This window comes from Marinobacter iranensis, assembly GCF_029207565.1.
Classification (GTDB): Bacteria; Pseudomonadota; Gammaproteobacteria; order Pseudomonadales; family Oleiphilaceae; genus Marinobacter; species Marinobacter iranensis.
Window position 1 is genome coordinate 156,061 of the sequence record NZ_JANCMW010000004.1, and the last position, 25,059, is coordinate 181,119.

Genomic DNA, 25,059 nt, shown 5'->3' on the forward strand with positions numbered 1-25,059 from the left:
TCTGTCAACGCCCTGCAAAACCGGGGGGGCAAGATGGAGCATCCCGGGGAGGTGTAAATTGAAGTTAATGGTATTTAGGGGAATCTTTACTCACTATTCGAGTCAGAAACGATTGAAAGTTGGGAATTCGCCATTATGATGGAGTAAGAACTGGGATGCGGGGCACCAAGCGCTCCTGCACCACACTAGCTGATCAAAAACAGCTGCTATAAACCGGAGAAGATTCAGAATGGAAAACAGACAGCATAGCGTTCAGAAGAGTCGGGGCATCACGGTAAACCGTGGCTCTGGCACAGCCGCCATCAGCCCTGAAGCGTCGAAAGTTCTGCGCAACACCTATAGCCTGCTCGCCATGACCCTGTTGTTCAGTGCCGTGATGGCCGGAGTTTCCATGTCTATCGGCCTGGGACAAGGTGCGGGGCTCATCTGTATGTTGGGGGCTCTTGCCCTGGTGTGGCTGGTCCTGCCAAGAACCGCCAACAGTTCCGCCGGTATTGGTGTTGTCTTCGCGTTCACCGGCCTTCTCGGTCTCGCGCTTGGCCCTACCCTGACCTACTATCTGGCCATGTCCAATGGTGGGCAAGTTGTGATGCAGGCCCTGGGTGGAACCGCGGTTGTGTTCTTTGCCCTGTCTGGCTATGTGCTGACCACCAAAAAAGACTTCAGCTTCATGCGTGGCATACTGGTTGCCGGTCTGGTTGTAGTGCTAGTAGCGCTGGTTGGTTCGCTGGTTGCCGGTATGTTCGGCGTTGACATCAGCACTTTCAGCCTTGCTATCAGTGCGGCCATCGTGTTCCTGATGTCTGGCTTCATCCTGTATGACACAAGCCGGATTGTGAACGGCGGTGAGACCAACTACCTCATGGCGACAACAGGTCTCTACCTGAACATCTACAACCTGTTTGTGAGTCTGCTCCACCTCATTGGCGCATTTTCCAGCGAATGAGCAGCAGCTTGCCAGAGCAGACAAAAACCCCGGCACCTGCCGGGGTTTTTACGTTGGTGATTACCGGTGCACCCTACTCGTCCCAGGCGCCGCAAACAGCCCTGCACTTCGCCCGCGCGGCGCTGGCAGCCGATAAACGCATTGACCGGGTATTCCTCTACGGCGACGGCGTTCATCTGGCATCCAGCCTCAGTACGCCTCCGTCCGATGAACCGAACCTCTCTGAAGACTGGGCCGCTTTTCTTACCGAGAACACTATTCCCGGGATTGCCTGTATTGCCTCGGCTCTCCGGCGAGGCCTTATCGACAAGTCGGAAATGCAACGCTACGAGCTGCCCACCTCCAACCTGCGAGCCCCCTTTGAGATAGCGGGTCTGGGCGAGTGGGTGGACAGCACAGCTTCCAGATCCCGCATCCTCTACTTTCATAAGGGGGACTGACGTATGAGCACACTGATCATCATCGACCAGCCGCCCTATGGCTCCTGGGAAGGCCGGGAAGCACTGGACATGGCTTTCTCCCTGGCCGCGTTTGATCAACCCGTGTCGCTGCTGTTCTGCGATGCCGGGGTGAACTGGCTGCGCAAGGGACAGGATGCCGCGAAGCTTCCGCAGAAATCCATCGAGCGGAACCTCGCGGCGGCGCCAATCTTCGGCGTGGAAGCCCTGCTGGCGGACAGCAATGCCTGTGACCAGTACGGTCTGGCTAAAGCCGACCTGCTCGACCATACCTCCATCACCGACTTCGGCCCGGAACTGATAGACTGCTTTAACCACGTAGCGTTTGCAGGCTAGGAACGGAACCAATGATCACATTCAAGACCCTGCATATTCTCAATAAGCCGCCGGATCACCGACGCTACAGGCTGTGTCTCTCTGCCATCGGGCCTGAAGATGGATTGCTGCTGACCGAGAACGGGGTTCTCGCCGTTACCCAGCTTTCAGGAATAGCCGCTGAGCGATGTTTTGCGCTTGCGCCGGACCTGGAAGCACGAGGGCTTTCCTCGCACATCAGCAGGGATCAAACAGTGTCATTCGATGACATGGTTGATCTGACCGCATCCGCAGAAAACGTCGTTAGCTGGTGAACCATGACTGACATTCCGATGCCGGAACGAAACAATGAAGGCTTTCTTGAAAGCGCTGAGCGCTGGACACCGAGGGTTGCCGAAGTTATTGCGAATGAGGATGGAATTGATCTTTCAGAAAATCACTGGGAAATTATAGAGTTTTTGAGGTTTTTTTATAAGGAACATGAAGTTTCTCCTCCCTCCAACCGGCTGTTTGTCAAAGCGGTAAAAGAGCGGTTTGGCGAAGAAAAAGGCAACAGCATCTACCTGATGCAACTGTTCCCGGGCACGCCGGCCAAGACTGCCTGCCGTATCGCTGGCCTGCCAAGGCCGACCAACTGCCTATAGGCCCTTGCGGGGCTTCTTGTCCAGGTCGGATAGATCACCGAGAAAGCTGCTCAGGCCGTTCTCAAACAGCCCTGAGCCAAAGCGCAGGAACTGGCGGGTGGATTCCTTTACGGTACTCTCCGGCAACTCCCTCAGGGTTTCCTCCACGCCCTGTCGCACGCCCCGCGTTACCCGAGGCTCGATCTCCCGGGACGCCTCAATGATTTCCGCCACCTTGCGGTCCAGGTGGGGCCGCACAAAGCCGAACCAGAACCCGGCCAGCACCGAAAACACCACGGCCGCGGTGACCAGGGCCTGAATCACGAGTGTCCATCCATATTCCATACACTGCCCTCCCGGTCAGTCGACTGCCCGAACACCTGCTCAAGCATCTAATTCAAGAAGTTGTTCATCACCAGAAACTGGAGTACTCCGGCCAGGGATCCCAATAGCCCGCCCACCAGCATAAGCTGGACCTCTTCCTCACGGAACGCTGGCCGCAGGATATCCTGAAACTCCGCCGGACCAAGGGATTTCATCTGGGTGGCCAATACACCGGCCACCACGGGGGCCCGCTCCCGGTTAAACGCCGGATCACCAAAAACATCACGGGTGGCCAGTACCGCCTTGTGGTTCATAGCCTTTTTGAGTTCCGTGTAGCCTGTCATGCCAACGGTTACCTGGGCGGTGAGCTTCATCACCGCCGAGTTGTCCAGAAGCGGTCTCAGGTGCTTCTGGATAATGGCCCGGGTGCGGTCCCCGTGGCTGCCGTTAATCATGGCGTCCGCCACCTTCTCCACGGTAATCAGTTCCTCGGCCACCAGCCTTGCCCAGACATCGCTTATTTCCGGCTGGCGCTGCAGGAACAACCCCTGCAAACGCCAGAACAGGAACCGCCTGGGCTTCAATGGGCGGAATATCAGGTTGATCGCAATCCAGTTGGTGAGGAAACCCACGACAAATCCGCCGACCGGCAGCAGCCAGGGCTCGGGGTAACGGGCCCAGATAGGCGCCAGTACCGCGCCCAGAAGGCCACCAATAATCGCCCCCCGGTTGATCACCGACCGCAGTTCTACCGACCCGGCTTCCCGGAAAATCCGGTTCATCAGGTCGGGGTGGGTTTGCAGCTCGCGGCTCAGCAATGCTTTCAGGTCGACCAGGTCATTCAGGTCATCGCCGAAATCCTCCACCAGGGACTCGATCCGGGAAGGAAGCTGCTCCCGCCCCCAGCGATAGATCCGGTTGCGGACGAACAGCGGCAGGTTGTCCCAAAGCACCGGCTGGATTTCATACATCACCTCATCGATGTATTCATCCATACGGGGATTCACCTGGGAAATCACCTGTTCGACAATCCGTTGTGGCTCAAGCTGCTGGTAAACCGCGTTGAGATCACCGAACTGCTGCAAGGTGCGGTCAATGCATATGTGAGCCATTTTCTCGGCCTTGCGGGGGATAACCCCTTGCCAGCCAATGACTCCGACACCCACAAACTGCACGGGATTAAACGACATCTGAATCGCCAGCCAGTTGGTAAACCAGCCGACAAACGCTGCCATGAGTGGCACAGACAGAAGTGCTACATCAACCAAGACGAACCCCAGTGTGTGAGTGGTGGGCACAGTGCAGAAAACGCGCCTTTAATAGTCAGACGGGTATCCTACCCGCCGTTTGATTCTGATTATGTGACTGATAATGAAGCAAATGGAATGATCCCGCATTGGCCGTGCCGCCACGACGGTGACGATAGCGCGGCACGCTCGCGGCTGACAAATATCAGCAACCAAAACAAATGAAGCCGGCAGTGGCCGGCTTCATAAAACGCATTAAATTATTGGATTATCTCACTGATAATACGCGTTTTCTGTGTAGGTGTGATCCGTTACATCCCTGACAGCGGTGATTTCCGGGACCCGCTCCTTCAGTGTCGTTTCAACACCTTGCTTGAGCGTAAGGCTTACGGCGCTGCAACCCTGGCAACCGCCCCCGAATCTCAGCACGGCAATCGACTCCTCGGCAATCTCAACCAGGGACACTTCACCACCGTGGGCCGCGAGGTTGGGATTGATCTCGGACGCCAGCACGTATTGGATACGCTCAGGCAACGGTGCATCGTCATCCACTTTAGGCACCTTCGCGTTCGGCGCCTTGATGGTCAGTTGGCCGCCCATCTGGTCCTTGGAGTAGTCCACATAGGCTTCTTCCAGGAAAGGTACCGAGTTTTGGTCCAGAAACAGGGTAAACTTGCCCAGGTCAATCTGTTCGTCCGTTGGCACCACCTCATTGGGTGGACAGTAGGCAAGACAGGTTTCGGCATTCTTCGTGCCGGGCTGGGTTACGAAAATACGGACACCCATGCCCTCCACGTCCTGCTTTTCAATAAGTTGTGCAAGGTAATCCCGAGCGGGATCTGTCACTGTAACCAATGCCATAGTTGCAACCCGTTGGTGAGTTTCCTCTATTTTAAGTGAGTTCGCGCCAACATGAAAGACCAAGTAAAATAGTCAGACTTTAAGAGCCCCATTGATCAACATCATCAAGCCGTGGGACGACAACCGCCATTTTTGCTATGATCCCGCGCCATTAAGACAAATACGACTTCCGGAAGTAATTTCTATGACCGACCGCACTACTCGCCTGGAACAGCTTGGTAAGGCCCTGCAAGACCGCATCATTATCTTAGACGGCGGCATGGGTACCATGATCCAGAACCTGAAACTGGACGAGGAAGCGTTCCGTGGCGAACGGTTTGCCGATTACGACCGTGAGGTACAGGGCAACAACGACCTGCTCAACCTGACCCAGCCGGCCCTGCTCCGCAACATCCACGCGGATTACCTGGAAGCCGGCGCGGATATTATAGAAACCAACACCTTTAACTCAACACAGCTGTCCCAGGCGGATTACGGCCTGGAGACCCTCGCCAGGGAACTGAACGTTGAGGCGGCGAAGCTGGCACGCCAGGTCGCCGATGAGTTCACCGCCCGCAATCCGGCCAAGCCGCGTTTCGTGGCGGGCGCTGTCGGGCCGACGTCCCGCACGGCGTCCATTTCACCGGATGTGAACAACCCGGGTTACCGCAACGTTGACTTCCAGGCCCTGGTCGACAATTACTACGAGGCCGTCGAAGGCCTGGTTGAAGGCGGCTGCGACCTGATCCTGATCGAAACCATCTTCGATACCCTGAATGCCAAGGCGGCCATCTACGCCACCCAGCAGTATTTCATCGACAGCGGCATCGAGCTGCCAATCATGATTTCCGGCACCATTACCGATGCTTCCGGCCGTACCCTGTCCGGTCAGACCACCGAGGCCTTCTGGAACTCGGTGGCCCACGCCAACCCCATTTCCGTGGGCCTGAACTGCGCCCTCGGCGCCGATGCCCTGCGCCCTTACGTGGAAGAACTTTCCAACAAGGCGGAAACCTACGTCAGCGCCCATCCCAATGCAGGCCTGCCCAATGAGTTCGGCGAATACGACCAGACACCGGAGGAAATGGCGGAGATCATCGCGGACTTCGCCAGGGACGGGTTCCTTAACATTATCGGTGGTTGCTGTGGCTCCCGACCCGATCATATCGAGGCTATTGCCGACGCGGTTTCCAAGTACCCGCCCAGAAAGATTCCGGAGCGCAAGAAAGCACTGCGCCTGTCTGGCCTGGAACCGTTCACCGGCGACGAGAACACCCTGTTTATCAATGTCGGTGAGCGTACCAACGTAACAGGCTCCAAGCGTTTCCTGCGGCTGATCAAGGAAGAGCAGTACGAAGAGGCCCTCAGCGTTGCCCGTGACCAGGTGGAAAACGGCGCCCAGATCATCGACATCAATATGGACGAGGGCATGCTGGACTCGAAGGAAGTCATGGTGACTTTCCTCAAGCTTATTGCCTCAGAGCCGGATATTTCCCGTGTGCCGCTGATGATCGATTCCTCCAAGTGGGAGGTTATCGAAGCCGGCCTGCGCTGCATTCAGGGCAAGGCGGTGGTGAACTCCATCAGCCTCAAGGAAGGCGAGGAAGAATTCCTCAAACGCGCCCGGGACTGTATGCGCTACGGCGCCGCCGTGGTGGTTATGGCGTTTGATGAAGACGGCCAGGCGGATACCTTCAAGCGCAAGACTGACATCTGCAAGCGCTCTTACGATTTGCTCGTTGGAATTGGCTTCAAAGCCGGCGACATCATTTTCGACCCCAACATTTTTGCCATTGCCACGGGCATCGAGGAGCACAACAACTACGCGGTGGACTTCATCAATGCCACCCGCTGGATCCGCGATAACCTGCCCCATGCCTCCATTTCCGGCGGCGTGAGCAACGTGTCCTTCTCCTTCCGTGGTAATGACGCGGTGCGTGAAGCCATCCACTCGGTGTTCCTGTACCACGCCATCAAGGCCGGCATGAACATGGGGATCGTCAATCCCGGCCAGTTGGTGATCTATGACGAAATCGACCCGGAACTGAAAGGGCTGGTCGAGGACGTGGTGCTCAACCGCCGTGATGACGCGACCGACCGCTTGCTGGAGATTGCCGAACGTTATCGCAGCAAAGGCGGAAAAACCCAGGAGGAAGACCTGGCCTGGCGTGAGTGGCCGGTTGAGAAGCGGGTGGAACACGCCCTGGTAAAAGGCATCACCAGCTACATCATCGACGATACCGAAGCCTGCCGCCTGCGCGCCAAACACCCGATCGAGGTCATTGAAGGCCCGCTGATGGATGGCATGAACGTGGTTGGCGACCTCTTCGGTGATGGCAAGATGTTCCTGCCCCAGGTGGTCAAGAGCGCCCGTGTGATGAAGCAGGCCGTGGCCCACCTGATCCCGTATATCGAGGCGGAGAAAACCGAAAAACAGAAAGCCAAGGGCAAGATCCTGATGGCGACGGTCAAGGGTGATGTACACGATATCGGCAAGAACATCGTAGGCGTGGTTTTGCAGTGCAACAACTATGAGGTCATCGACCTTGGTGTGATGGTGCCCTGTGACAAGATTCTGGAGACCGCGAAAAGAGAAAACGTCGACATCATCGGCCTGAGCGGCCTGATCACCCCGTCGCTGGATGAGATGGTGCATGTGGCCAAGGAAATGCAGCGGCTGAACTTCCATGTCCCGCTGATGATTGGTGGCGCCACCACCTCCAAGGCCCATACCGCGGTAAAGATTGAACCGCAGTACAAGAACGACATCGCCCTGTATGTGTCCGATGCGTCACGGTGCGTGAATGTCGCGTCCCAGTTGTTGAGCAAGACCGCGAAACCGACACTGGTGGACAATGCCCGCACCGAATACGACGAGATCCGTGAGCGCCGTAAGAATCGGGGCGAGCGCACCAAGCTGGTATCGCTGAAAGAAGCACGGGGCCGCGCGCCCGAAATCAACTTCGACGGCTACCAGCCGCCCAGGCCGGCCTTTACCGGCGTCAGGTCTTTCGAAACCTATGACCTGGACGAACTGGTGGATTACATCGACTGGACACCCTTCTTCATTTCCTGGGACATGTCCGGCAAGTACCCCGCCATCTTCGACGATCCGAAACGGGGTGAGGCCGCAAAAACGCTGTTCGACGACGCCCAGAAGATCCTGCGGCAGATGATTGATGAAAAACGCATTTCGGCGAAAGCAGCGATCGGCTTCTGGCCCGCTCACCGTCGTGGTGACGACGTCGTACTCTACACCGACGAAAGCCGTAAAGAAGAACTGACCACCCTGCACCACTTGCGTCAGCAGGACGACAAAGCGCCGGGCAAGCCGATGATGGCGCTGTCCGATTTCGTGGCGCCGGAAGGCGACGGGCCCTGTGATTATGTGGGCGGCTTTGCCGTAACCACCGGGATTGGCGCGGAAGAGTTCTCGCTGGAATTCAAGGACCGCAACGACGATTACAACGCCATTATGGTGAAAGCCCTGGCCGACCGCCTGGCTGAAGCCTTTGCCGAGCGCCTGCATGAACGCGTCAGGAAGGAATTCTGGGGCTACGCGGAGGACGAAGCCCTGCGGAACGATGACCTCATCCGCGAACGCTACCGGGGTATCCGGCCGGCACCGGGCTATCCCGCCTGCCCGGATCACACCGAAAAGGCCACCCTGTTTGAACTGCTGAAGGCGCCGGAGAATGCCGGGCTGGAACTGACCGAGCATTTCGCGATGTTCCCCACCGCGGCTGTTTCCGGGTGGTACTTCTCGCATCCGGAATCAAAGTACTTCGCGGTAGGCAAGATTGGCGCTGATCAGGTTGAGGATTATGCTGAGCGCAAGGGAATGTCAAAGGCGGACGTGGAACGCTGGCTGGCCCCCAGCCTTGCCTATGACCCGGCGGAATGAACGCCGCCGGTGAACGCATCTCTGACAGCCGGAAGGTAGCATGACCGAGAAACAGGAAAACGGGCAAACGCCTGACAATCGCACCAGAAAGGGACCCGGAGTTCTAAAGGTGATGCAAAGCATCCTTGCCGGCGCACTCGGAGTTCAGTCCGACAAGCGCCGGGAAGAGGATTTTTCGAGCCATAGTCCCTGGCCGTACATCATCGCCGGCATACTGTTCACAGTCGGGTTTGTTGTTACCCTCGTGGTGGTCGTCAAGCTGGTGCTCGCCGGCCAGTAGGCTCTATTGGCCGGACACCCAGATCACGGCAAAGGCAACAGCAAGCATTATCAGCAATACGGCTGCAACGGCATCTGCCTGACTGTCGGTTCTTGCGGTCTTCTTCATACTCTTTCCTCGCTATGTCGTTGTTATAGGTTTTTCATACACGCCCTTATAAATCTAGGCGGGAAATCGTCGTCAGTCCAGCAATATCTGGCTATCTATATCACCTTAGTCGATAAACATATTTGGAAATAATCATTTTAAGAATAATGGCACGGTGATATTCTCCCACGCAAGAACAGGCACTAAAGCCGTATTTCCAGCGTTTCAGCAGGACGTTCCACTATGTATGTTTATGACGAACACGACCGGCAGATGGCTGCCGAGCGCGTTGCACAATTCCGTGACCAGACCGAAAGGGCTCTGGCTGGCGAGCTGAGTGAAGACGAGTTTCTTCCCCTGCGACTTCAGAACGGATTGTATGTACAGCGTCTTGCACCGATGTTGCGCATCGCCGTTCCCTACGGAATGCTCCGTTCTGTTCAGCTTCGCCGTCTGGCGCGCATAACGCGAGACTATGACAAAGGTTATGCCCACTTTACAACCCGCCAGAACGTTCAGCTTAACTGGCCGGCCATTGAAGATGTACCGGATATTCTGGCCGAACTGGCGGAAGTGGAGATGCACGCCAACCAGACCAGCGGCAACTGCATCCGTAACACCACAACGGATCAGTTTTCCGGGGTCCAGGCGGATGAAATTACTGATCCCCGGCCCTATTGCGAGATTGTCCGCCAGTGGTCCACCTTCCACCCGGAGTTTGCCTTCCTGCCCCGCAAGTTCAAGGTGGCGGTGAATGCCTCCGAGCACACTGACCGCGCGGCTATCCAGGTCCACGATATCGGCCTGCAGATGGTACGCAATGACCAGGGCGAGCTCGGTTTCCGTGTTCACGTTGGCGGCGGCCTGGGGCGCACCCCGATGGTCGGGCCGGTTATCCGTGAATTCCTTCCGGAGCTGGACCTGCTCACCTACCTTGAAGCCGTGCTGCGGGTTTACAACCGTTACGGTCGCCGTGACAACAAGTTCAAGGCCCGCATCAAGATTCTGGTCAAGGCCCTGACACCGGAAGGCTTCGCGGCGAAGGTGGAAGACGAATGGTCCCACATCAAGGACTCGCCTACCCGCCTGACCGAAGAAGCCATCAGCCAGTTCAAGGGCTATTTCACCGAGCCTGACCGCCAGCCGGTCCCGGATGTAACCGATGCCCTGGCAACCCAGCGCTTCGAGAACCGCGAGTTTGACCAGTGGATCAGCCACAACGTGGATACCCACAAGAACCCGGGCTATGCCATTGTGACGCTGACCATGAAGAAGACCGGTACGCCGCCGGGTGATGCCAGTGATCGCCAGCTTGAGCAGATTGCGGACCTGGCCGACCAGTACAGTTTTGGCGAAGTGAGGGTAACGCACCAGCAGAACGTGGTTCTGGCCGATGTCAGGAAGGATCAGTTGTTCGAGCTCTGGCAGGTCATCACGCCCATGGGCTTTGCCACCGCGAACCTGAACACGCTGACGGACGTCATCTGCTGCCCCGGGGGCGACTACTGCGCCCTGGCGAATGCCAAGTCGATTCCTGTTGCAGAGTCCATCCAGCGTCAGTTCGACGATATGGATTACCTCTATGACATTGGCAACATTGACCTGAACATTTCCGGCTGCATGAACGCCTGCGGTCACCACCATGTGGGCAACATTGGCGTGTTAGGTGTCGACAAGAAGGGCCAGGAGTTCTACCAGATCAGTCTGGGCGGCTCGTCCCATCACGATGCCGCCATCGGCAAGATTCTGGGGCCTTCTTTTGCCCGCGAAGACATGCCGGAAGTGATGCAGAAGATTATTAATGTGTACGTCGATAACCGGACAGAGGAAGAGCCTTTCCTGGATACCTATCGCCGTATCGGCATTGAGCCATTCAAGGAGCGGGTTTATGCCTGATGTGATTACCAGCGACGGAAGTATCCGTAAGGACAACTGGGTTATTGTGCCAAGGCCGGCTGACGGGGAGTCTCTGGACATCCCCGATCAGCCCGCCCTGATCCCTGCGGACCTTTGGTTGGCGGGCAAGGAGCACTTTGATGACCGCGATGATATCGGGGTCTGGCTGGATAGCCATGAGGAGCCGGAGATTCTGGCCGGTGTGGTGAATGAGCTCCCGGTGATTGCGGTTAACTTTCCGAAGTTCAGTGATGGCCGCGGTTACAGTATTGCTCGCCTGCTGAGGGAGCGGCTGAACTACCGCCATGAGCTTCGTGCGGTCGGGGATGTGCTGCTGGACCAGTTGCAGTTCATGAAGCGGTGTGGTTTCAATACCTATGTGCTGCGTGCCGACAAGGATATTAACAAGGCTGCCCGTTGCCTGAACTTCTTTACCCAGGGGTATCAGGCGGCTACTGATACTGACGAGCCGCTGTTTCGCCGTCGGGCTTCCTGATTCTTACCGGTACTCATCACTTCAGGAGTACGAAGAGAGGGGGTTTGCTTTCCAAAACACGCTCCTTGCGGCACATCCATGTGACGCTTGGGCTACGCCATCCATGGCTCCGCACAGTTTTGGAAAGCAAACCCCCTCCCTTCTATGCCAGCCATTCTCAGCCGCCGACCAATAAACGTAGGTCGGATTAGGCAAAGCCGTAATCCGACAACCCCAACCAAACCACCAACCAACTTCCCTACCTGGAATGATCCAGAACAATCTTCCCGGATGACTCCCCCTTCAGGAACGCCTTCAAGGCGCCATCCAGCTCTCCACGCCCAATATCCCGCGCCGAGGCTTCTGTCTTTTTGCACGCCCACTCACCGGCGAACTTGTCCCATACAGCCTGCTTTTCGGTCAGCGGGATTTCCACTGAGTCCACGCCCAGCAGGTTGTTACCCCGAAGGATAAACGGCAGCACGGTGGTTTCCAGTTGGGGGCCGGCAACCAGGCCGCAGCATGAGACGGAGCCGCCCGGTTGGATCTGTTTCAGTAGCTCTGCCAGCGGGCCGCCACCGACGGTGTCCACGGCGTTGGCAAAGGCGGGTTTCAGTAATGGCTTCTTTTCCGCTGCCAGGGCGTCGCGACCGAGGACTTCGCTGGCACCCAGGCCTTTTAGGGTGCCAGCCTGATCCTGTTTACCGCTTATGGCGACCACCTCAAAGCCCAGGTTGGCCAGCAGTTCGACGGCTACGCTGCCGACGGCACCACTGGCGCCGCTGACGGCGACTTTGCCCTGTTCGGGGGCGGCACCCATGGTCAGCAGTTTCTGTACACATAGCCCGGCTGTCAGGCCTGCCGTGCCGTAGATCATGGCGGTGCGGGCATTCCAGCCTTTGGGCATGACCACGCACCAGCTTGCCGGTACGCGGATGTACTCGCCGAAGCCGCCAGCGGTGTTCATGCCGAGGTCATAGCCGGTGACCAGGACCTTGTCGCCGGCGGAGAATGGGCCTGAGGAGGCTTCCACGACTTCCCCGGCGGCATCGATGCCCGGGGTGTGGGGGAACTGGCGGGTGACGCCTTTGTTGCCTGACGCGGACAATGCGTCCTTGTAGTTGAGGGAAGAATGGCTGACCCGGATCAGGACGTCATTTTCGGGCAGGTCCGATACGTTCAGTGTCTGCTCGGAACCGCCATACTCGCCATTCTGTTCCTCAACGCGCCATGCCTTGAACTCGATGTCGTTTGTCATGGTTCTTTCCCCGTTGTGTTGGCTACTGGATTTTCTGGTTGCGGAACGCGCCCAGCACCCGCCATACGGTGTGTTCCAGTGCTGCACTGGTGGCCAGGCCGAGCTTTTCGGGTAGTGTGCGCTTGCGCTGGTAACTGACCGAGATTACGTCTGCGCGGTCGCAGGCCTCAATCAGAAATTCGTCGGAGGTTTTGATTTCGTCCACCAGTTTAACCTCCAGGGCACGGCGGCCAAACCAGATATCGCCGTTGGCGACCGCGGAGATATCCAGATCGGGGCGGCGTTCACCCACGTATTCCTTGAACAGAACGTGGGTATCCTCAAGGTCTTCGAGGAATTTGGTCCTGCCCTTGTCGGTGTTTTCCCCGAAGATGGTCATGGTGCGCTTGTGCTCGCCCGCGGTCAGCACCTCGAAGTCGACGTTGTTCTTTTTCAGCAGGCGATGGAAGTTCGGTAACTGGGCAACCACACCAATGGACCCGAGGATTGCGAACGGTGACGCCACGATGCGGTCAGCCACGCAGGCCATCATGTACCCGCCACTGGCGGCCACCTTGTCAACGCAGGCAGTGAGCCGAATGCCCTTGGATCGGATGCGGTCGAGCTGGGCTGCGGCCAGGCCGTAGGAATGGACCAGGCCGCCCCCGCTTTCCAGGCGTATGACCACCTCGTCGGTTTCCGGCTCGGCGACACTGAGCACCGCCGTAATGGAGCGGCGCAGGGAATCCGTATCACTGGCCTTGATATCACCGTCGAAGTCCAGCACGTACACTTTCGGCCTGGCTTTGTCCTCGGCGTCCCCGGACTTGCGTTTGGCTTTCTCGGCTTTTTGTTTGGCCTTGTCTTCTTTCTTGCGGATTTTCGCAAAAACCTTGCGCTCGGACTCGCTACGCAGCTTGGCCTGCAGGGACTCCCGCAGCTTGCGGTATTTCTCGTTGAGCTTGCGAACCCGCAGTTCACCTTCACCATCCTGGTCGCCCCTGTCTTTGTGGGCGGCGGATAGAATCACCGAAACGATGACCAGAAACGCCACCACCAGGGTGACCGTTTTCGCAATAAACAAACCGAACTCTGTCAGAAATTCCAAGTTGCTTCTCCAGGATTATTCTTGAGCGCTCGATTGTAACCGAGGTGCCCTGAGGTACAAGCCATCAAGGCGATAAAGAAAATTAAAACAAGCGTTCGATCGAGCTTGACACCGGTTTGGTCTCACCCTAAAGTCGAATGGCTACGTCGGCTCGCCCGCCGTCAATACGCCACGACAACCATTAATAAGGGTAAAATAATGTCTGTAGCTCAGGTATTTGAAAAACTCGAACAGAATTTCAACGCAGACGCAGCCGAAGGCCTGGATCTGGTATTTCAGTTCGACATCGAGGACGACAAGACCTATCACCTGGTCATCAAGGATGGCACCTGCAAGCTGGCTGAAGGCGCCCATGACGACCCTTCCGTCACCCTGATCATGAACTCTGAAACCCTTCAGGGAATCGTATCCGGCGAAACCGACGGCATGCAGGCCTTTATGGCCGGCCAGCTGCGCGCAGAAGGCGACATGATGCTGGCGACCAAGCTGGGCGAGCTATTCAATATGGGCTGAAGCGCCCTCTATAGCCTGCCAATAAAAAACCCTGCCTGTGCAGGGTTTTTTATATCCGGTAACCGAACTTACAGCCCCACATCCTCCAGGGAGGACTCCGCGAGCTTCAGCAAATCAGCGTTGCGCTCTTCCCTCCGGCCGATACTCTCAATGTAATACTCGAGGGAAGTCAGTGCATCCGCCAGAGCCTCCAGTACCTGTGCGGGAGGCGCTTCCCGTGCGTCCAGCAAGCGCTCCTGGATGGAGGCGGCCACGCGTTCCAGCACAGCCGCGGCACCCGGGTCGTCAAGCATATGCAACCCACCCCAGATGCTGTGGAGCGTAGCAGGCAGGTTGGCGAGGTGAAGCTTGTCGTAATCGGATTCAATAAACGCCGTTATGGCCCGTTTTGCCAGCGTCAGTGCGCTTTTGGCCTCGTCAGCCACCACGTAGGTGGCCTCCTGGAGGTACAAGGATTCTTCCCGGGTGCGTTGTCCACCGGCAAGGGCGTCGGTTTCCGAGGTGATACCGCGAACCACGATCTGCATCACGGCATCTTCGATACCCAATACGGAGTCCGCCAACACATAGAGTTCATCATCCGCGGGCAAGCGCTTCTCTTCCTCCCACTTCCGCAGCTTCGCCGCTTCACTCCGGGCCATGGTACCCAACTGGTTGAGGTCAAGCATCACCAGGGTATTGGCAAGGCGCTCGAGAGCATCAGCAATTGAGGACAGTTCCGCAAGATCTGGCTCTATACCGCGCTCGACGATATCCAGCTTGTCCTTGAGCTGATTCAGCTCATCCTGCAATGCGGTCGACAGCGACTTGAGCACATCCGAGCCGGGACCATAGAGGCGACGGGCATGGGCATCCAGCATGGAGTCGGGGAATTCCGCCGGCGCCAGCCGGAAGCCGGACAACACCGACGTCACTTCGGGATTGGCGGACCCGCTGCGATAGAGCAGATACACAAGGTCACGGATCAGTGAATCAGGCGCGTCCTTTGCGGTTGCAACCTTGCCCACATACACCACTTCGCGGGAATATTTTTCGATACGCATGAACATGCGCTTGCGGGCCTTGCTGAAACTCATGGCACGGTCGAGCATGGTGTCCGCCACAATAGCCACCAGGCACCACATCTGACCCATGGGCTGCCCCTGGCAAAGACGCGCAAAGCCGCGTGCCGCCCTGCCAAACAGCTTCTTGCTGACCACCTCGTTCTTTTCACGCAACACGCCCAGCAAAGCCACCTGGAAGGTCAGCCGCATCCGGCGGGCCAGTATTTCGTATTCGGCCTCATTGCCCTCGAATGGCTGCACCGACAGCCCCGAGCAGAAATCCGGCCGATCCTTCACATCCACATCGAAGAAACAGGATTCCGGATAAGGCTTTTCCTTGCGCGCCTCACGCAGATCGTTGATCACGGGCAGCAAAAGCTCGGGATGATCCGCGCGCTGCTGGTGATAGTATTCAACGTAACGTCGCAGGATGAAAAGCGCGCTATTGAGAGTCGTTAGAAGGATATTCTTGTCGTCGTTGGCACCAACGGGGACGTCGTTGGCCATGCTGACGGCTTCCTGGCACAGCAGTGTGCCGGCACGCAGCTCAACAAGAATGAAAATACCGCGGAGCTGGTTCAGAAAATCCACACAATTCTGCAGATCCTCGCCACTCTCCCGGTTTTCCTGAAAGCGTTCAAGGCTGGACTCTGCCTGTCGGATGGTCTGCTCAATCTCACTTTTGACCAGATCAAATGACTGTGATTTCGTCGCCAGAGACGATTGAACCATAAACGCTTCCTGTAAATTATGCGGAAACTACCGCGTCCTGTTCTTGGAATGTGATCTTGTCGGTTGTTTAAAGAATCACTTTATGAGCCAGATTTACCCTTCCCGGCTAAAATAAAAGTTCGCGAAAACTCGCGAACTTATCATTACTTATAACACAAAACTCAAGTAGCTCAAGAAAGCAGGAATGTAACAAAAAGTACAGTCCGGCACAGTTCTCATTGTCGGCGGGTGGGCTACAGAGCACTCAAGCGGGAGTACAACTTATTCTTTCGTTGCCAGCTTATCCCACACAGTCTCGCCGGCCTGCTTTGCCAGCAGCGCCATGAACTCTTCATGGGCGGAGTGCTCTTGGTCGCTGGCACGAACCACCGGAAGCGGGCTGCGATCAGTGCCCAGGCGCCGAATACCACCCTCGCCACCGGCTTCATCACCGCCAGCATCCAGCGACAGAGCGGTTTGGCCACCGGTGAGCAGCAGGTAAACGTCGGCCAGGATCTCCGCATCCAGCAAAGCGCCGTGAAGATCACGGTTGCTATTATCCACTCCATAGCGCTTGCATAGCGCATCCAGGTTATTCTTCTGGCCAGGATGTTTCTTGCGGGCAATGGCAAGGGAATCGACAACGCCACAATGATCGGCCGTTTTGCGAACCGGCTTCAGGCGGGCGAATTCGGAATCCATGAAACCGATATCGAACGCAGCGTTATGGATAACCAGTTCGGCCCCTTTTATAAACTCAAAGAATTCGTCGGCTATGTCAGCGAACTTCGGCTTGTCCACCAGGAACTCGTTGGTTATGCCGTGGATGGTGATGGCTTCAGCCTCCACTTCCCGTTCCGGATTGATGTAGACGTGATAGTGTCGGCCGGTAATCTGGCGCTCAATCACTTCGACACAACCGATTTCGATAATCCGGTGACCTTCTGCCGGGTCGATACCAGTGGTTTCCGTATCCAGTACAATCTGTCTCATGCTTCTGCCCCGTCTTGATCAGGCGTTTGCCAGTTCTTCCACACCGCGATTGGCAAGCTCGTCTGCGAGCTCGTTGTCAGGGTTCCCGGAATGCCCCTTTACCCAGTGCCAGTTAATCTTGTGCCGCGAGACCTCATTATCCAACTCACGCCACAGGTCTTCATTCTTGACCGGCTTCTTCGCCGAGGTCTTCCAGCCATTGCGCTTCCAGCCGGTCATCCATTCGGTAATACCCTTGCGGACGTACTGGGAATCTGTATACAGCTCCACTTCACAGGAACGTTTCAGGGCCTTCAGCCCCCGTATCGCCGCCATCAGTTCCATGCGGTTATTGGTGGTGTTGGCCTCGCCGCCATGCAACATCCTGTTGGCATCGCCGTACCTCAGTACAACACCCCAACCTCCGGGCCCCGGATTGCCCTTGCAGGCACCATCGGTATAGAGAACAACCTTGCCGGCCATTAATACTCCTCGACATGTTTGTGTTTCAATACGGCACGTCCGCCCCTGGCGCGGTGCTCCGGGTAGCCGCGTGAGGCCCCCACGGCGCCCCTGCCAGGCAGGGTAATCACTTTCTGACCCTGCCACGCGGGTCGCCTGGGCAACCTGGAGTAGACGCGCTTTTTGGCAAGGATACAGTAATACGCGCCCACCGGCAGGAACCGGTTACCACAGAGCCTTTCCATCACACCCTTGCGATCCGTCAGCACAGCCCGCTGGAGTGGCACCTGGAAAAACGACGAGCCCGACGACTCCACCGAAAAATCCAGTAGCCTGAGCCAGTCTTCCATCCGGCTCTTCATCAGGAATCGACCGCCCCAGGGACCGCCATGGTGCCGGGACACCAATTTTCGCAAACCCCAGAGACTGAAGGGATTAAATCCGATTAACACCATCATGCCCTCCCCCCGAAGCACCCGGGACGCTTCCCGCAACGCCTGGTGGGGATGGGGGGAGAAGTCGGCGGTGTGATGAAGGATCACCAGGTCCATGGAGTCACCAGGAAAGGGTAGCTCGTCGGCATCGCACACCGCGACGCCATCGGGAATCGAGGATTGCCAGTTCGGCGTGGTGAGAACCCGCTGGGCGAAATCGGTGCCGCTGGCCAGTGGCAGGCGGTGGCTGACGGCAACCTGCAACTGCCTGGCCCCCGAAAGTGCCCGCGCGTGATGGTCCACACAGGCCCTCTGGTCCGCCAGCAGCGAACGGCCCAGCGGCGTCTGGAACCAGCTCTCGAAGCTGTCGTGTCGGGCAGAGTAATCAACCTCACCTGCTGGGCTCATTGCTGCGTTCCCTTTGTTCATTGCGACCGGTGTTGGGACGCCGGGATTAATGCACTATGATAACAGTCACATTCGTATTGCACATGTGGGAGCCTATGCTGACCATTAGCGCTATTCCAGCCTTTAATGATAACTACATCTGGTGCCTGTCCAACAGTGAGGACCGCAAGGCACTCGTGGTGGACCCCGGGCAGGCAGAGCCGGTCATCGAATTCCTTGAAAACAACGGGCTGGAACTGGACACCATCCTGGTGACTCACCACCACCCCGATCATGTAGGCGGCGTAAGCAAGCTGTCGGGAACGGTTTCCGATTGCCGTATCATTGGCCCTGCCAATTCCCCCTTCAAGGGCGCCACCAACGTGATTCATCCCGGTGACGAAGTGGTCTGGCAAGACCTGACCTTCGACGTGCTCGGCGTCCCCGGGCACACCCTGGACCACATTGCCTACTACACCGATGTCCATGTCAATAACCGCCCGCTACTGTTCTGTGGCGACACTCTGTTCGTCTGCGGTTGCGGAAGGTTATTTGAAGGTTCGCCGGAGCAAATGAAGCAGTCCCTGGAAACCCTCCGAAACCTGCCTGACGAGACGGCCGTGTACTGTGCCCATGAGTACACCCTCGCCAACCTGAAGTTTGCCCGCCACTGGCTTCCAGACGACGAACCATTGCAGGAGTTCGAAGCCCGGTGCAAGAAGCAGCGCGATGATGGCAAGCCCACCGTTCCGTCAATCCTCGGCGATGAAAAACGACTGAACCCTTTCCTTCGCTGGGACGACCAAGCGGTCATAGAAGCCGCGAACCGGCACGCGCGGGAAGCCGGACTCACCATCACATCGGACAACGATGTCTTTGCAGCAACAAGGCACGGAAAGGATACGTTTTAGGGCCGGGTAACAAATTCTATCAATGCCGTAACGCGAGTCTTGTTGACCCCCAGAAAAGGGTTCCAATAGAATCCGTGTAACTTTTGTGCCATAACTCTTTAAATATGCCGGGTTTTCAGACAGATCAGCCCGGATCAGTCCAGCCACCCGGAAGTAGTATTATGACGGTCTCGCGATTTTCCACCCTGTTTCTTATCGGCGCCCTGGCCAGTGGCTGCAGCGTTCTTGACCGGTTTGGAAACGACACCTCCGGCGATGTACTGGCCTCTGAAAAGCTGACCGTGGCAGCCGGGGACGACGACCTGAAAGAAGCCATTGAGTCATCACCGGAGGGTACTCCAGCAGGGCGGGCGTCTCGCACAAAACTGGATGATGCCATCGAGCCTTCGCTGAAGGAAACCGCAGAAGATGCCAGGGAAAAGCTTGACCAACCGGACCAGCAGGTTGCAGAGGAAGAAGCCTCCACTCCGGACCTGTGGCATCGCCTGAGGGATGGTTTCGCACTGGATCATGATGCCAGCGACCCCAGGGTCCAGACCCAACTGAACTGGTACCGGAAGCACCCACAATATATTAATCGTGTGGTCGACCGCGGCAGCCGTTACCTCCACTACATCATTGGTGAAGCCGAGAAGCGGGGCCTGCCCACGGAACTGGCACTGCTGCCCGTAGTGGAAAGCGCCTTCGACCCGTTCGCCTATTCCCACGGCCGTGCGGCCGGCCTCTGGCAGTTCATCCCTTCCACGGGGAAGTATTTTGGCCTGACCCAGAGTTGGTGGCACGATGACCGACGCGATATTATTGCCGCAACCGATGCCGCCCTGACCTACCTGGATCGACTCGCAACACGATTCGATGGCGACTACATGCTGGCGCTGGCGGCCTATAACAGCGGTGGCGGTACAGTGTCCAGCGCCATGCGCCGTAACCGCAACCGCAATAAACCGACGGATTTCTGGTCCCTGGACCTGCCAAGGGAAACCCGCCACTACGTCCCCAAACTGATTGCGCTGGCGCGTATCTTTGATGATCCGCAGGCCTACGGCATTGAGCTACCGCCACTGGACGACGAGCCCTATTTTGAGGTGGTCCAGACCGGCTCACAACTCGACCTGGCCCAAGCCGCGGAGCTCGCCGGGGTCGATATCGACGAGATCTATCTGCTCAATCCGTCCTTTAATCGCTGGGCGACGTCACCGGATGGCCCACACAGGCTACTTGTCCCCCGCGAGAACGCCGATGATTTCGCCGCTGCCCTGAAGGAAGTCGCCCCGGCCGAGCGGGTTTCCTGGCGCAACTACAAGGTGGTGTCCGGCGACACACTGAGCACCATCGCCAAACGCTATTCCACCACCCCGTCGGTGATTCAGCAGGTCAATAACCTCAACAGCCACATCATCCAGATCGGACAGCGCCTGATGATTCCCTCCGCCGCCAAGCAGTCTGATACCTACGCCCTGAGCGCGAGCGAACGGCTTGCCAGGAAGCAGGAGCGGAGCGGAAAGAACAGCGATGGCACCCGGGTCAACTATACCGTCCGGTCCGGCGATACCTTCTGGGACATCGCACGGGAGCACCGGGTTTCCGTCAGACAGCTGGCCTCCTGGAACGGCATGGCGCCCGGCGACCCGCTGATGCCCGGCAAGAAGCTGGTTATCTGGTCGCAATCCAGCCAACCGGCCATGCTGGCAAGCACCAACCGTGGTAAGGGTATGGTGCGCAAAGTCGGTTACCAGGTCCGGAAGGGGGACTCCCTGTCCACCATCGCCAACCGATTTGCGGTGAATGTGAGAGACATCGCAAGCTGGAATGACCTCAATACCTCCCGTTATCTTCAGCCCGGGCAAAGTCTGGTACTCTATGTGGACATAAGAAACAGTCCCTGAGCCTGAACCGGAAACGTGCGAGATCTATGACAAGAACACGGAAAGCCTCATCCCTCACCAGCGTTTTGACCTTTATCGCCATGGCAATGTTGTCATGGCAATCCGCCTCGGCCGATATCACTGCAAGACATGGCATTGCCATGCACGGGGACACCCAATACGCCGAAGGCTTTCCCCACTTTGACTACGTCAATCCCGATGCACCCAAGGGCGGCACCCTGCGGATGGCCGTTGTGGCCAACGGTTTCGACTCCTTCAATCCGTTTGTTATCCGGGGTGTAGCCGCCGCGGGCATCAACACCTACCTGTACGATACGTTAATGGAGGCTTCCGCGGACGAGCCCTTTTCTTCCTATGGCCTGATCGCGGAATCCATTGAAACCCCCGAGGACCGGAGCTACGTCATCTTCAACCTGCGCGAGGAAGCGCGGTTTCATGACGGTGAGCCCATTACGGCTGAGGATGTGAAATTCTCCTTCGACGTCCTGACCACCAAGGGCCATCCGTTCTATCGCAACTACTACGCTAACGTGACCGAGGTGACGATCGAGGATGAGCGAAGAATCCGCTTCGATTTCGGTGAAACCAATAACCGCGAATTGCCCCTGATACTGGGCCAGCTCCCTGTTCTCCCCAGTCACTATTGGCAAGACCGTGAGTTCGGAGACAACGGCCTGACACCACCGGTGGGTAGCGGCCCCTATCGGATTGGCGAGTTCGAAGCGGGCCGCTCCATCACCTTCGAGCGCGTTAAGAACTATTGGGCCGAGGATATCGGTGTACGCAAGGGCCGGTTCAATTTCAACCGGATCCGCTATGACTACTACAAGGACGACACCGTCGCACTGGAGTCCTTCAAGGCCGGTAATTTCGATTTTCGCGTGGAGTCCTCCGCCAAGAACTGGGCCACCGCCTACACCGGTGACCAGTTCGAGTCCGGCAAGGCAATAACCGAGGCCGTTGAGCATGGCCGCCCGGCGGGGATGCAGGCGTTCGCCATGAACACTCGTCGTGAAGTGTTCAGTGACCCGTTGGTACGCGAAGCACTGGCTTATGCGTTTGACTTCGAGTGGGCCAACAAGAATCTGTTTTACGGACAATACACCCGCACCTCCAGCTACTTTGAAAACAGCGAACTGGCCTCATCAGGTCTCCCGGAAGGACGGGAACTGGAGATTCTGCAGCCCTATCGCGACCAGTTATCCAGGGACGTGTTCACTGAAGCGTATCAGCCACCCTCAACGGAGGGTGAAGGCGGCCTTCGTGAGAACCTTCGCACGGCACTGACCATGCTGCGTGAAGCCGGGTACGCAGTGAAGGATGGCACCATGGTGCACCAGAAAACCGGTGAACCACTGGCGTTCGAGATTCTGATATACCAGAAAACCTTCGAGCGGGTGGTGTTGCCGTTCAAGAACAATCTCGAAAGGCTCGGCATTGATGTGTCGGTGCGGCTGGTGGATACCAACCAGTATATCCAGCGGCTCCGTGAATTCGACTATGACATGACGGTCCAGGGCATCGGCCAGTCCGACTCACCGGGCAACGAGCAACGGGAGTACTGGCATTCCTCCAACGTCGACGTGAAAGGATCGCGCAATTATATGGGCGTGGATAGCGCCGTGGTCGATGAACTCGTCAATCTGGTGATTCAGGCCCCCAGCCGGGAGGAACTTGTCCACCGTACACGGGCGCTGGACCGCGTTCTGCTGCACGGGCATTACGTGATTCCCAACTGGTACCTGCCCAAGGACCGCATCGCATACTGGTCGTTCCTGCAGCGGCCGGAGTCGGTGCCTAAAAACGGCGTGGATATCAACAACTGGTGGGTGAAAAACACTGACCAATGACGCAGACCTCTGAAGCAACCATAACGGAGCTCCGCTGAATGGGCAGTTACATCCTCAGGCGCCTGGCGCTTATTATCCCCACTCTGCTCGGCATCATGCTGCTCAATTTCGTTATTGTTCAGGCCGCCCCCGGCGGCCCGATTGAGCAATTGATCGCGGAAACCGAAGGGCATGGCGGCGGTGCCCTCGCCCGGGCCAGTGGCGGCGGTTCCGGCGGCGAGGTTGCGTCTTCCAGCGGCGACAGCCGTGGTTCCCGGGGCATACCGGATGAAATGCTCCGGGAACTGGAGGTCATGTACGGCTTCGACAAGCCTCCCCACGAGCGATTCCTGAAAATGCTCGGCGACTATGCCACCTTCGATTTCGGCGAGTCTTTCTTCCGGGACCGCTCAGTGATAGAGCTGATCCTGGACAAGATGCCCGTCTCCATCTCGCTGGGCCTTTGGTCCACGCTGATTATCTACCTGATTTCCATTCCCCTGGGCATCCGCAAGGCGGTTACTGACGGCTCCCGGTTCGACGTATGGAGCAGTTCCGCCATTGTGGTGGGCTACGCCATTCCCGGCTTCCTGTTTGCCATCCTGCTGATCGTTCTGTTTGCTGGTGGCAGCTACCTGGACTGGTTCCCGTTACGGGGGCTGACGTCTTCCAATTTCGACGAACTGAACTGGTATCAGAAAATCGGTGATTACTTCTGGCACCTGGTACTTCCGGTGACCGCCAACGTCATCGGTGGCTTTGCCACGCTGACCCTGCTGACAAAGAACTCCTTCCTCGACGAAATCAGTAAGCAATACGTGGTAACGGCAAGGGCCAAGGGTCTTGAGGAAAAACAGGTGCTATACGGGCATGTGTTCCGCAATGCCATGCTGATTGTGATCGCCAGCCTTCCCGGTGTGCTTGTCTCACTGTTCTTCACCGGTTCCCTGTTGATCGAGGTTATCTTCTCTCTCGACGGCCTTGGTCTGCTGGGCTTTGAGGCGGCTCTGAACCGTGATTATCCGGTTATATTCGGAACGCTCTTTATTTTTACGCTCATGGGCCTGGTGCTGAAGCTGATCAGCGACATCACCTACGTTCTGGTTGATCCCCGCATTGATTTTGAAAGCCGGGAGGGATCATGAGTCTGGTAAAGCTGACCCCGATCCAACAGCGGCGGCTTGCGAACTTCCGCAACAATCGTCGGGGCTTCTGGTCGCTGTGGATTTTCCTGGCCCTGTTCGGGCTGTCCCTGATGGCCGAAGTGATCGCCAACGACGTACCACTGGTCGCCTACTACAAAGGGGATCTCTACTTTCCGGTGGTGGAAAGCGTTCCGGAGGAAACCTTTGGTGGCTTTCTGCCAACGGAGGCAAACTACCGCGATTCGTTCATTGCCGATGAAATCGAAGCCAACGGCTGGATGATCTGGCCTCCCATCCGTTTCAGCTACAACACCACCAACTATAACCTTGAGGTGCCCTCGCCGGCGCCCCCCAGTGCCGAAAACTGGATTGGTACCGACGACCAGGGCCGCGATGTCGCTGCCCGTGTGATCTACGGCTTTCGGCTATCCGTCCTCTTTGGCCTGGTGCTGACCATTCTCAGCTGTATTGTTGGCGTCGCGGTCGGCGCTGTTCAGGGCTTTTACGGCGGCAAGGTTGACCTGCTGGGCCAGAGATTTATCGAGATCTGGTCCGGGCTTCCGGTACTGTATCTGCTGATTATCCTGTCCAGCATTGTGCAGCCAAATTTCTGGTGGCTGCTGGGTATCATGTTGCTGTTCAGTTGGATGGGGCTGGTGGATGTGGTGCGGGCGGAATTCCTGCGTGCCCGCAACTTCGAATACGTTAAGGCAGCACGGGCCCTGGGGCTGGGCAACCGCAAGATCATGTTCCGGCATATCCTGCCCAATGCCATGGTGGCCACCCTCACCTTCCTGCCGTTTATCCTGACAGGCGCCATCACTGGCCTGACATCGCTGGACTTCCTCGGATTTGGCCTGCCCTCCGGCTCGCCTTCCCTGGGTGAGCTGATTGCACAGGGCAAGTCCAATCTTCATGCACCCTGGCTGGGTATATCAGCGTTCGTTTCCCTGTCCATCATGCTCACGCTGCTGGTGTTTGTTGGCGAAGCGGTGCGCGATGCCTTTGACCCGAGAAAGAACTGAT

24 protein-coding genes are annotated in these 25,059 nt (G+C 57.2%); 15 read left to right on the forward strand and 9 right to left on the reverse strand.

Annotation, left to right across the window (positions count from 1 at the left end; genetic code table 11):
- Positions 1-229 precede the first annotated feature (229 nt).
- From NLU14_RS08915 to NLU14_RS08935, 5 genes are read left to right on the forward strand one after another with little or no spacing between them, the layout of a single operon-like run.
- A complete protein-coding gene (locus NLU14_RS08915) occupies positions 230-946 on the forward strand; it encodes a Bax inhibitor-1/YccA family protein (RefSeq protein WP_275705880.1) in 717 nt (238 codons plus the stop codon).
- 8 nt (positions 947-954) lie between these two features.
- Positions 955-1,386 carry a sulfurtransferase complex subunit TusD gene (gene tusD / locus NLU14_RS08920; RefSeq protein ID WP_275705881.1) on the forward strand — a complete coding sequence of 144 codons (432 nt, stop codon included), beginning with the start codon at positions 955-957 and terminating at the stop codon, positions 1,384-1,386.
- Positions 1,387-1,389: 3 nt separating this feature from the next.
- Positions 1,390-1,740, forward strand: a complete 351-nt coding sequence (locus tag NLU14_RS08925) for a DsrE family protein (RefSeq protein ID WP_275705882.1) — start codon at positions 1,390-1,392, stop codon at positions 1,738-1,740.
- An 11-nt stretch (positions 1,741-1,751) separates the two neighbouring features.
- Complete coding sequence (gene tusB / locus NLU14_RS08930) at positions 1,752-2,033, forward strand: sulfurtransferase complex subunit TusB (RefSeq protein ID WP_275705883.1); 282 nt, start codon at positions 1,752-1,754, stop codon at positions 2,031-2,033.
- Between the two features lie 3 nt (positions 2,034-2,036).
- Positions 2,037-2,363 (forward strand): TusE/DsrC/DsvC family sulfur relay protein, encoded by a 327-nt coding sequence (locus tag NLU14_RS08935; protein WP_275705884.1) that lies wholly within the window; start codon positions 2,037-2,039, stop codon positions 2,361-2,363.
- Here NLU14_RS08935 and NLU14_RS08940 read toward each other — a convergent pair.
- From NLU14_RS08940 to nfuA, 3 genes are all read right to left on the reverse strand, one after another.
- Positions 2,358-2,687 carry a hypothetical protein gene (locus NLU14_RS08940; protein WP_275705885.1) on the reverse strand — a complete coding sequence of 110 codons (330 nt, stop codon included), beginning with the start codon at positions 2,685-2,687 and terminating at the stop codon, positions 2,358-2,360. The genes NLU14_RS08935 and NLU14_RS08940 overlap by 6 nt on opposite strands.
- A gap of 47 nt (positions 2,688-2,734) precedes the next feature.
- Complete coding sequence (locus NLU14_RS08945) at positions 2,735-3,934, reverse strand: DUF445 domain-containing protein (RefSeq protein ID WP_275705886.1); 1,200 nt, start codon at positions 3,932-3,934, stop codon at positions 2,735-2,737.
- A 252-nt stretch (positions 3,935-4,186) separates the two neighbouring features.
- Entirely contained in the window at positions 4,187-4,774 is a 588-nt protein-coding gene (gene nfuA / locus NLU14_RS08950) for a Fe-S biogenesis protein NfuA (RefSeq protein WP_275705887.1), read from the reverse strand.
- A gap of 184 nt (positions 4,775-4,958) precedes the next feature.
- Here nfuA and metH point away from each other — a divergent pair, with 184 nt between their 5' ends.
- The 4 genes from metH to NLU14_RS08970 all read left to right on the forward strand — a co-directional run bounded on the left by metH (position 4,959) and on the right by NLU14_RS08970 (position 11,416).
- A complete protein-coding gene (metH, locus tag NLU14_RS08955) occupies positions 4,959-8,657 on the forward strand; it encodes a methionine synthase (RefSeq protein WP_275705888.1) in 3,699 nt (1,232 codons plus the stop codon).
- 40 nt (positions 8,658-8,697) lie between these two features.
- Complete coding sequence (locus NLU14_RS08960) at positions 8,698-8,937, forward strand: DUF2970 domain-containing protein (protein ID WP_275705889.1); 240 nt, start codon at positions 8,698-8,700, stop codon at positions 8,935-8,937.
- 330 nt (positions 8,938-9,267) lie between these two features.
- A complete protein-coding gene (locus NLU14_RS08965) occupies positions 9,268-10,920 on the forward strand; it encodes a nitrite/sulfite reductase (protein ID WP_275705890.1) in 1,653 nt (550 codons plus the stop codon).
- Positions 10,913-11,416 (forward strand): DUF934 domain-containing protein, encoded by a 504-nt coding sequence (locus NLU14_RS08970; protein WP_275705891.1) that lies wholly within the window; start codon positions 10,913-10,915, stop codon positions 11,414-11,416. The genes NLU14_RS08965 and NLU14_RS08970 overlap by 8 nt, the downstream gene beginning before the upstream one ends.
- 238 nt (positions 11,417-11,654) lie before the next feature.
- Here NLU14_RS08970 and NLU14_RS08975 read toward each other — a convergent pair whose 3' ends face one another.
- Entirely contained in the window at positions 11,655-12,653 is a 999-nt protein-coding gene (locus tag NLU14_RS08975) for a YhdH/YhfP family quinone oxidoreductase (protein WP_275705892.1), read from the reverse strand.
- Positions 12,654-12,675: 22 nt separating this feature from the next.
- Positions 12,676-13,740 carry a protease SohB gene (sohB, locus tag NLU14_RS08980; RefSeq protein ID WP_275705893.1) on the reverse strand — a complete coding sequence of 355 codons (1,065 nt, stop codon included), beginning with the start codon at positions 13,738-13,740 and terminating at the stop codon, positions 12,676-12,678.
- A 198-nt stretch (positions 13,741-13,938) separates the two neighbouring features.
- Here sohB and NLU14_RS08985 point away from each other — a divergent pair, with 198 nt between their 5' ends.
- Positions 13,939-14,253, forward strand: a complete 315-nt coding sequence (locus NLU14_RS08985; RefSeq protein ID WP_275705894.1) for an SCP2 sterol-binding domain-containing protein — start codon at positions 13,939-13,941, stop codon at positions 14,251-14,253.
- Positions 14,254-14,321: 68 nt separating this feature from the next.
- On the opposite strand, the gene NLU14_RS08990 is transcribed toward NLU14_RS08985, so the two are convergent.
- The 4 genes from NLU14_RS08990 to NLU14_RS09005 form a co-directional block, all read right to left on the reverse strand.
- On the reverse strand, positions 14,322-16,028 hold the full coding sequence (locus NLU14_RS08990) for a FimL-related protein (protein ID WP_275705895.1): 1,707 nt from the start codon (positions 16,026-16,028) through the stop codon (positions 14,322-14,324).
- Positions 16,029-16,289: 261 nt separating this feature from the next.
- Positions 16,290-17,000, reverse strand: coding sequence for a DNA polymerase III subunit epsilon (gene dnaQ / locus NLU14_RS08995; RefSeq protein ID WP_275705896.1), 711 nt, complete (start codon positions 16,998-17,000; stop codon positions 16,290-16,292).
- An 18-nt stretch (positions 17,001-17,018) separates the two neighbouring features.
- Positions 17,019-17,462 carry a ribonuclease HI gene (gene rnhA / locus NLU14_RS09000; protein ID WP_275705897.1) on the reverse strand — a complete coding sequence of 148 codons (444 nt, stop codon included), beginning with the start codon at positions 17,460-17,462 and terminating at the stop codon, positions 17,019-17,021.
- Positions 17,462-18,283: a class I SAM-dependent methyltransferase gene (locus NLU14_RS09005; RefSeq protein ID WP_275705898.1), complete on the reverse strand. Its 822-nt coding sequence runs from the start codon at positions 18,281-18,283 to the stop codon at positions 17,462-17,464. The genes rnhA and NLU14_RS09005 overlap by 1 nt, the downstream gene beginning before the upstream one ends.
- A 95-nt stretch (positions 18,284-18,378) precedes the next feature.
- Between NLU14_RS09005 and gloB the strand changes: the two genes are divergently transcribed.
- The 5 genes from gloB to NLU14_RS09030 all read left to right on the forward strand — a co-directional run bounded on the left by gloB (position 18,379) and on the right by NLU14_RS09030 (position 25,058).
- The gene (gene gloB, locus NLU14_RS09010) at positions 18,379-19,173 is read left to right on the forward strand and encodes a hydroxyacylglutathione hydrolase (RefSeq protein WP_275705998.1); all 795 of its coding nucleotides are present in this window, start codon (positions 18,379-18,381) and stop codon (positions 19,171-19,173) included.
- A 161-nt stretch (positions 19,174-19,334) separates the two neighbouring features.
- Positions 19,335-21,059 (forward strand): lytic transglycosylase, encoded by a 1,725-nt coding sequence (locus NLU14_RS09015; protein WP_275705899.1) that lies wholly within the window; start codon positions 19,335-19,337, stop codon positions 21,057-21,059.
- An 80-nt stretch (positions 21,060-21,139) separates the two neighbouring features.
- Positions 21,140-22,909, forward strand: a complete 1,770-nt coding sequence (locus tag NLU14_RS09020) for an extracellular solute-binding protein (RefSeq protein ID WP_420845052.1) — start codon at positions 21,140-21,142, stop codon at positions 22,907-22,909.
- A 38-nt stretch (positions 22,910-22,947) separates the two neighbouring features.
- Positions 22,948-24,033, forward strand: coding sequence for a microcin C ABC transporter permease YejB (locus NLU14_RS09025; protein WP_275705901.1), 1,086 nt, complete (start codon positions 22,948-22,950; stop codon positions 24,031-24,033).
- Positions 24,030-25,058 carry an ABC transporter permease gene (locus NLU14_RS09030; protein WP_275705902.1) on the forward strand — a complete coding sequence of 343 codons (1,029 nt, stop codon included), beginning with the start codon at positions 24,030-24,032 and terminating at the stop codon, positions 25,056-25,058. Before NLU14_RS09025 ends, NLU14_RS09030 begins: the two co-directional genes overlap by 4 nt.
- Position 25,059 lies beyond the last annotated feature (1 nt).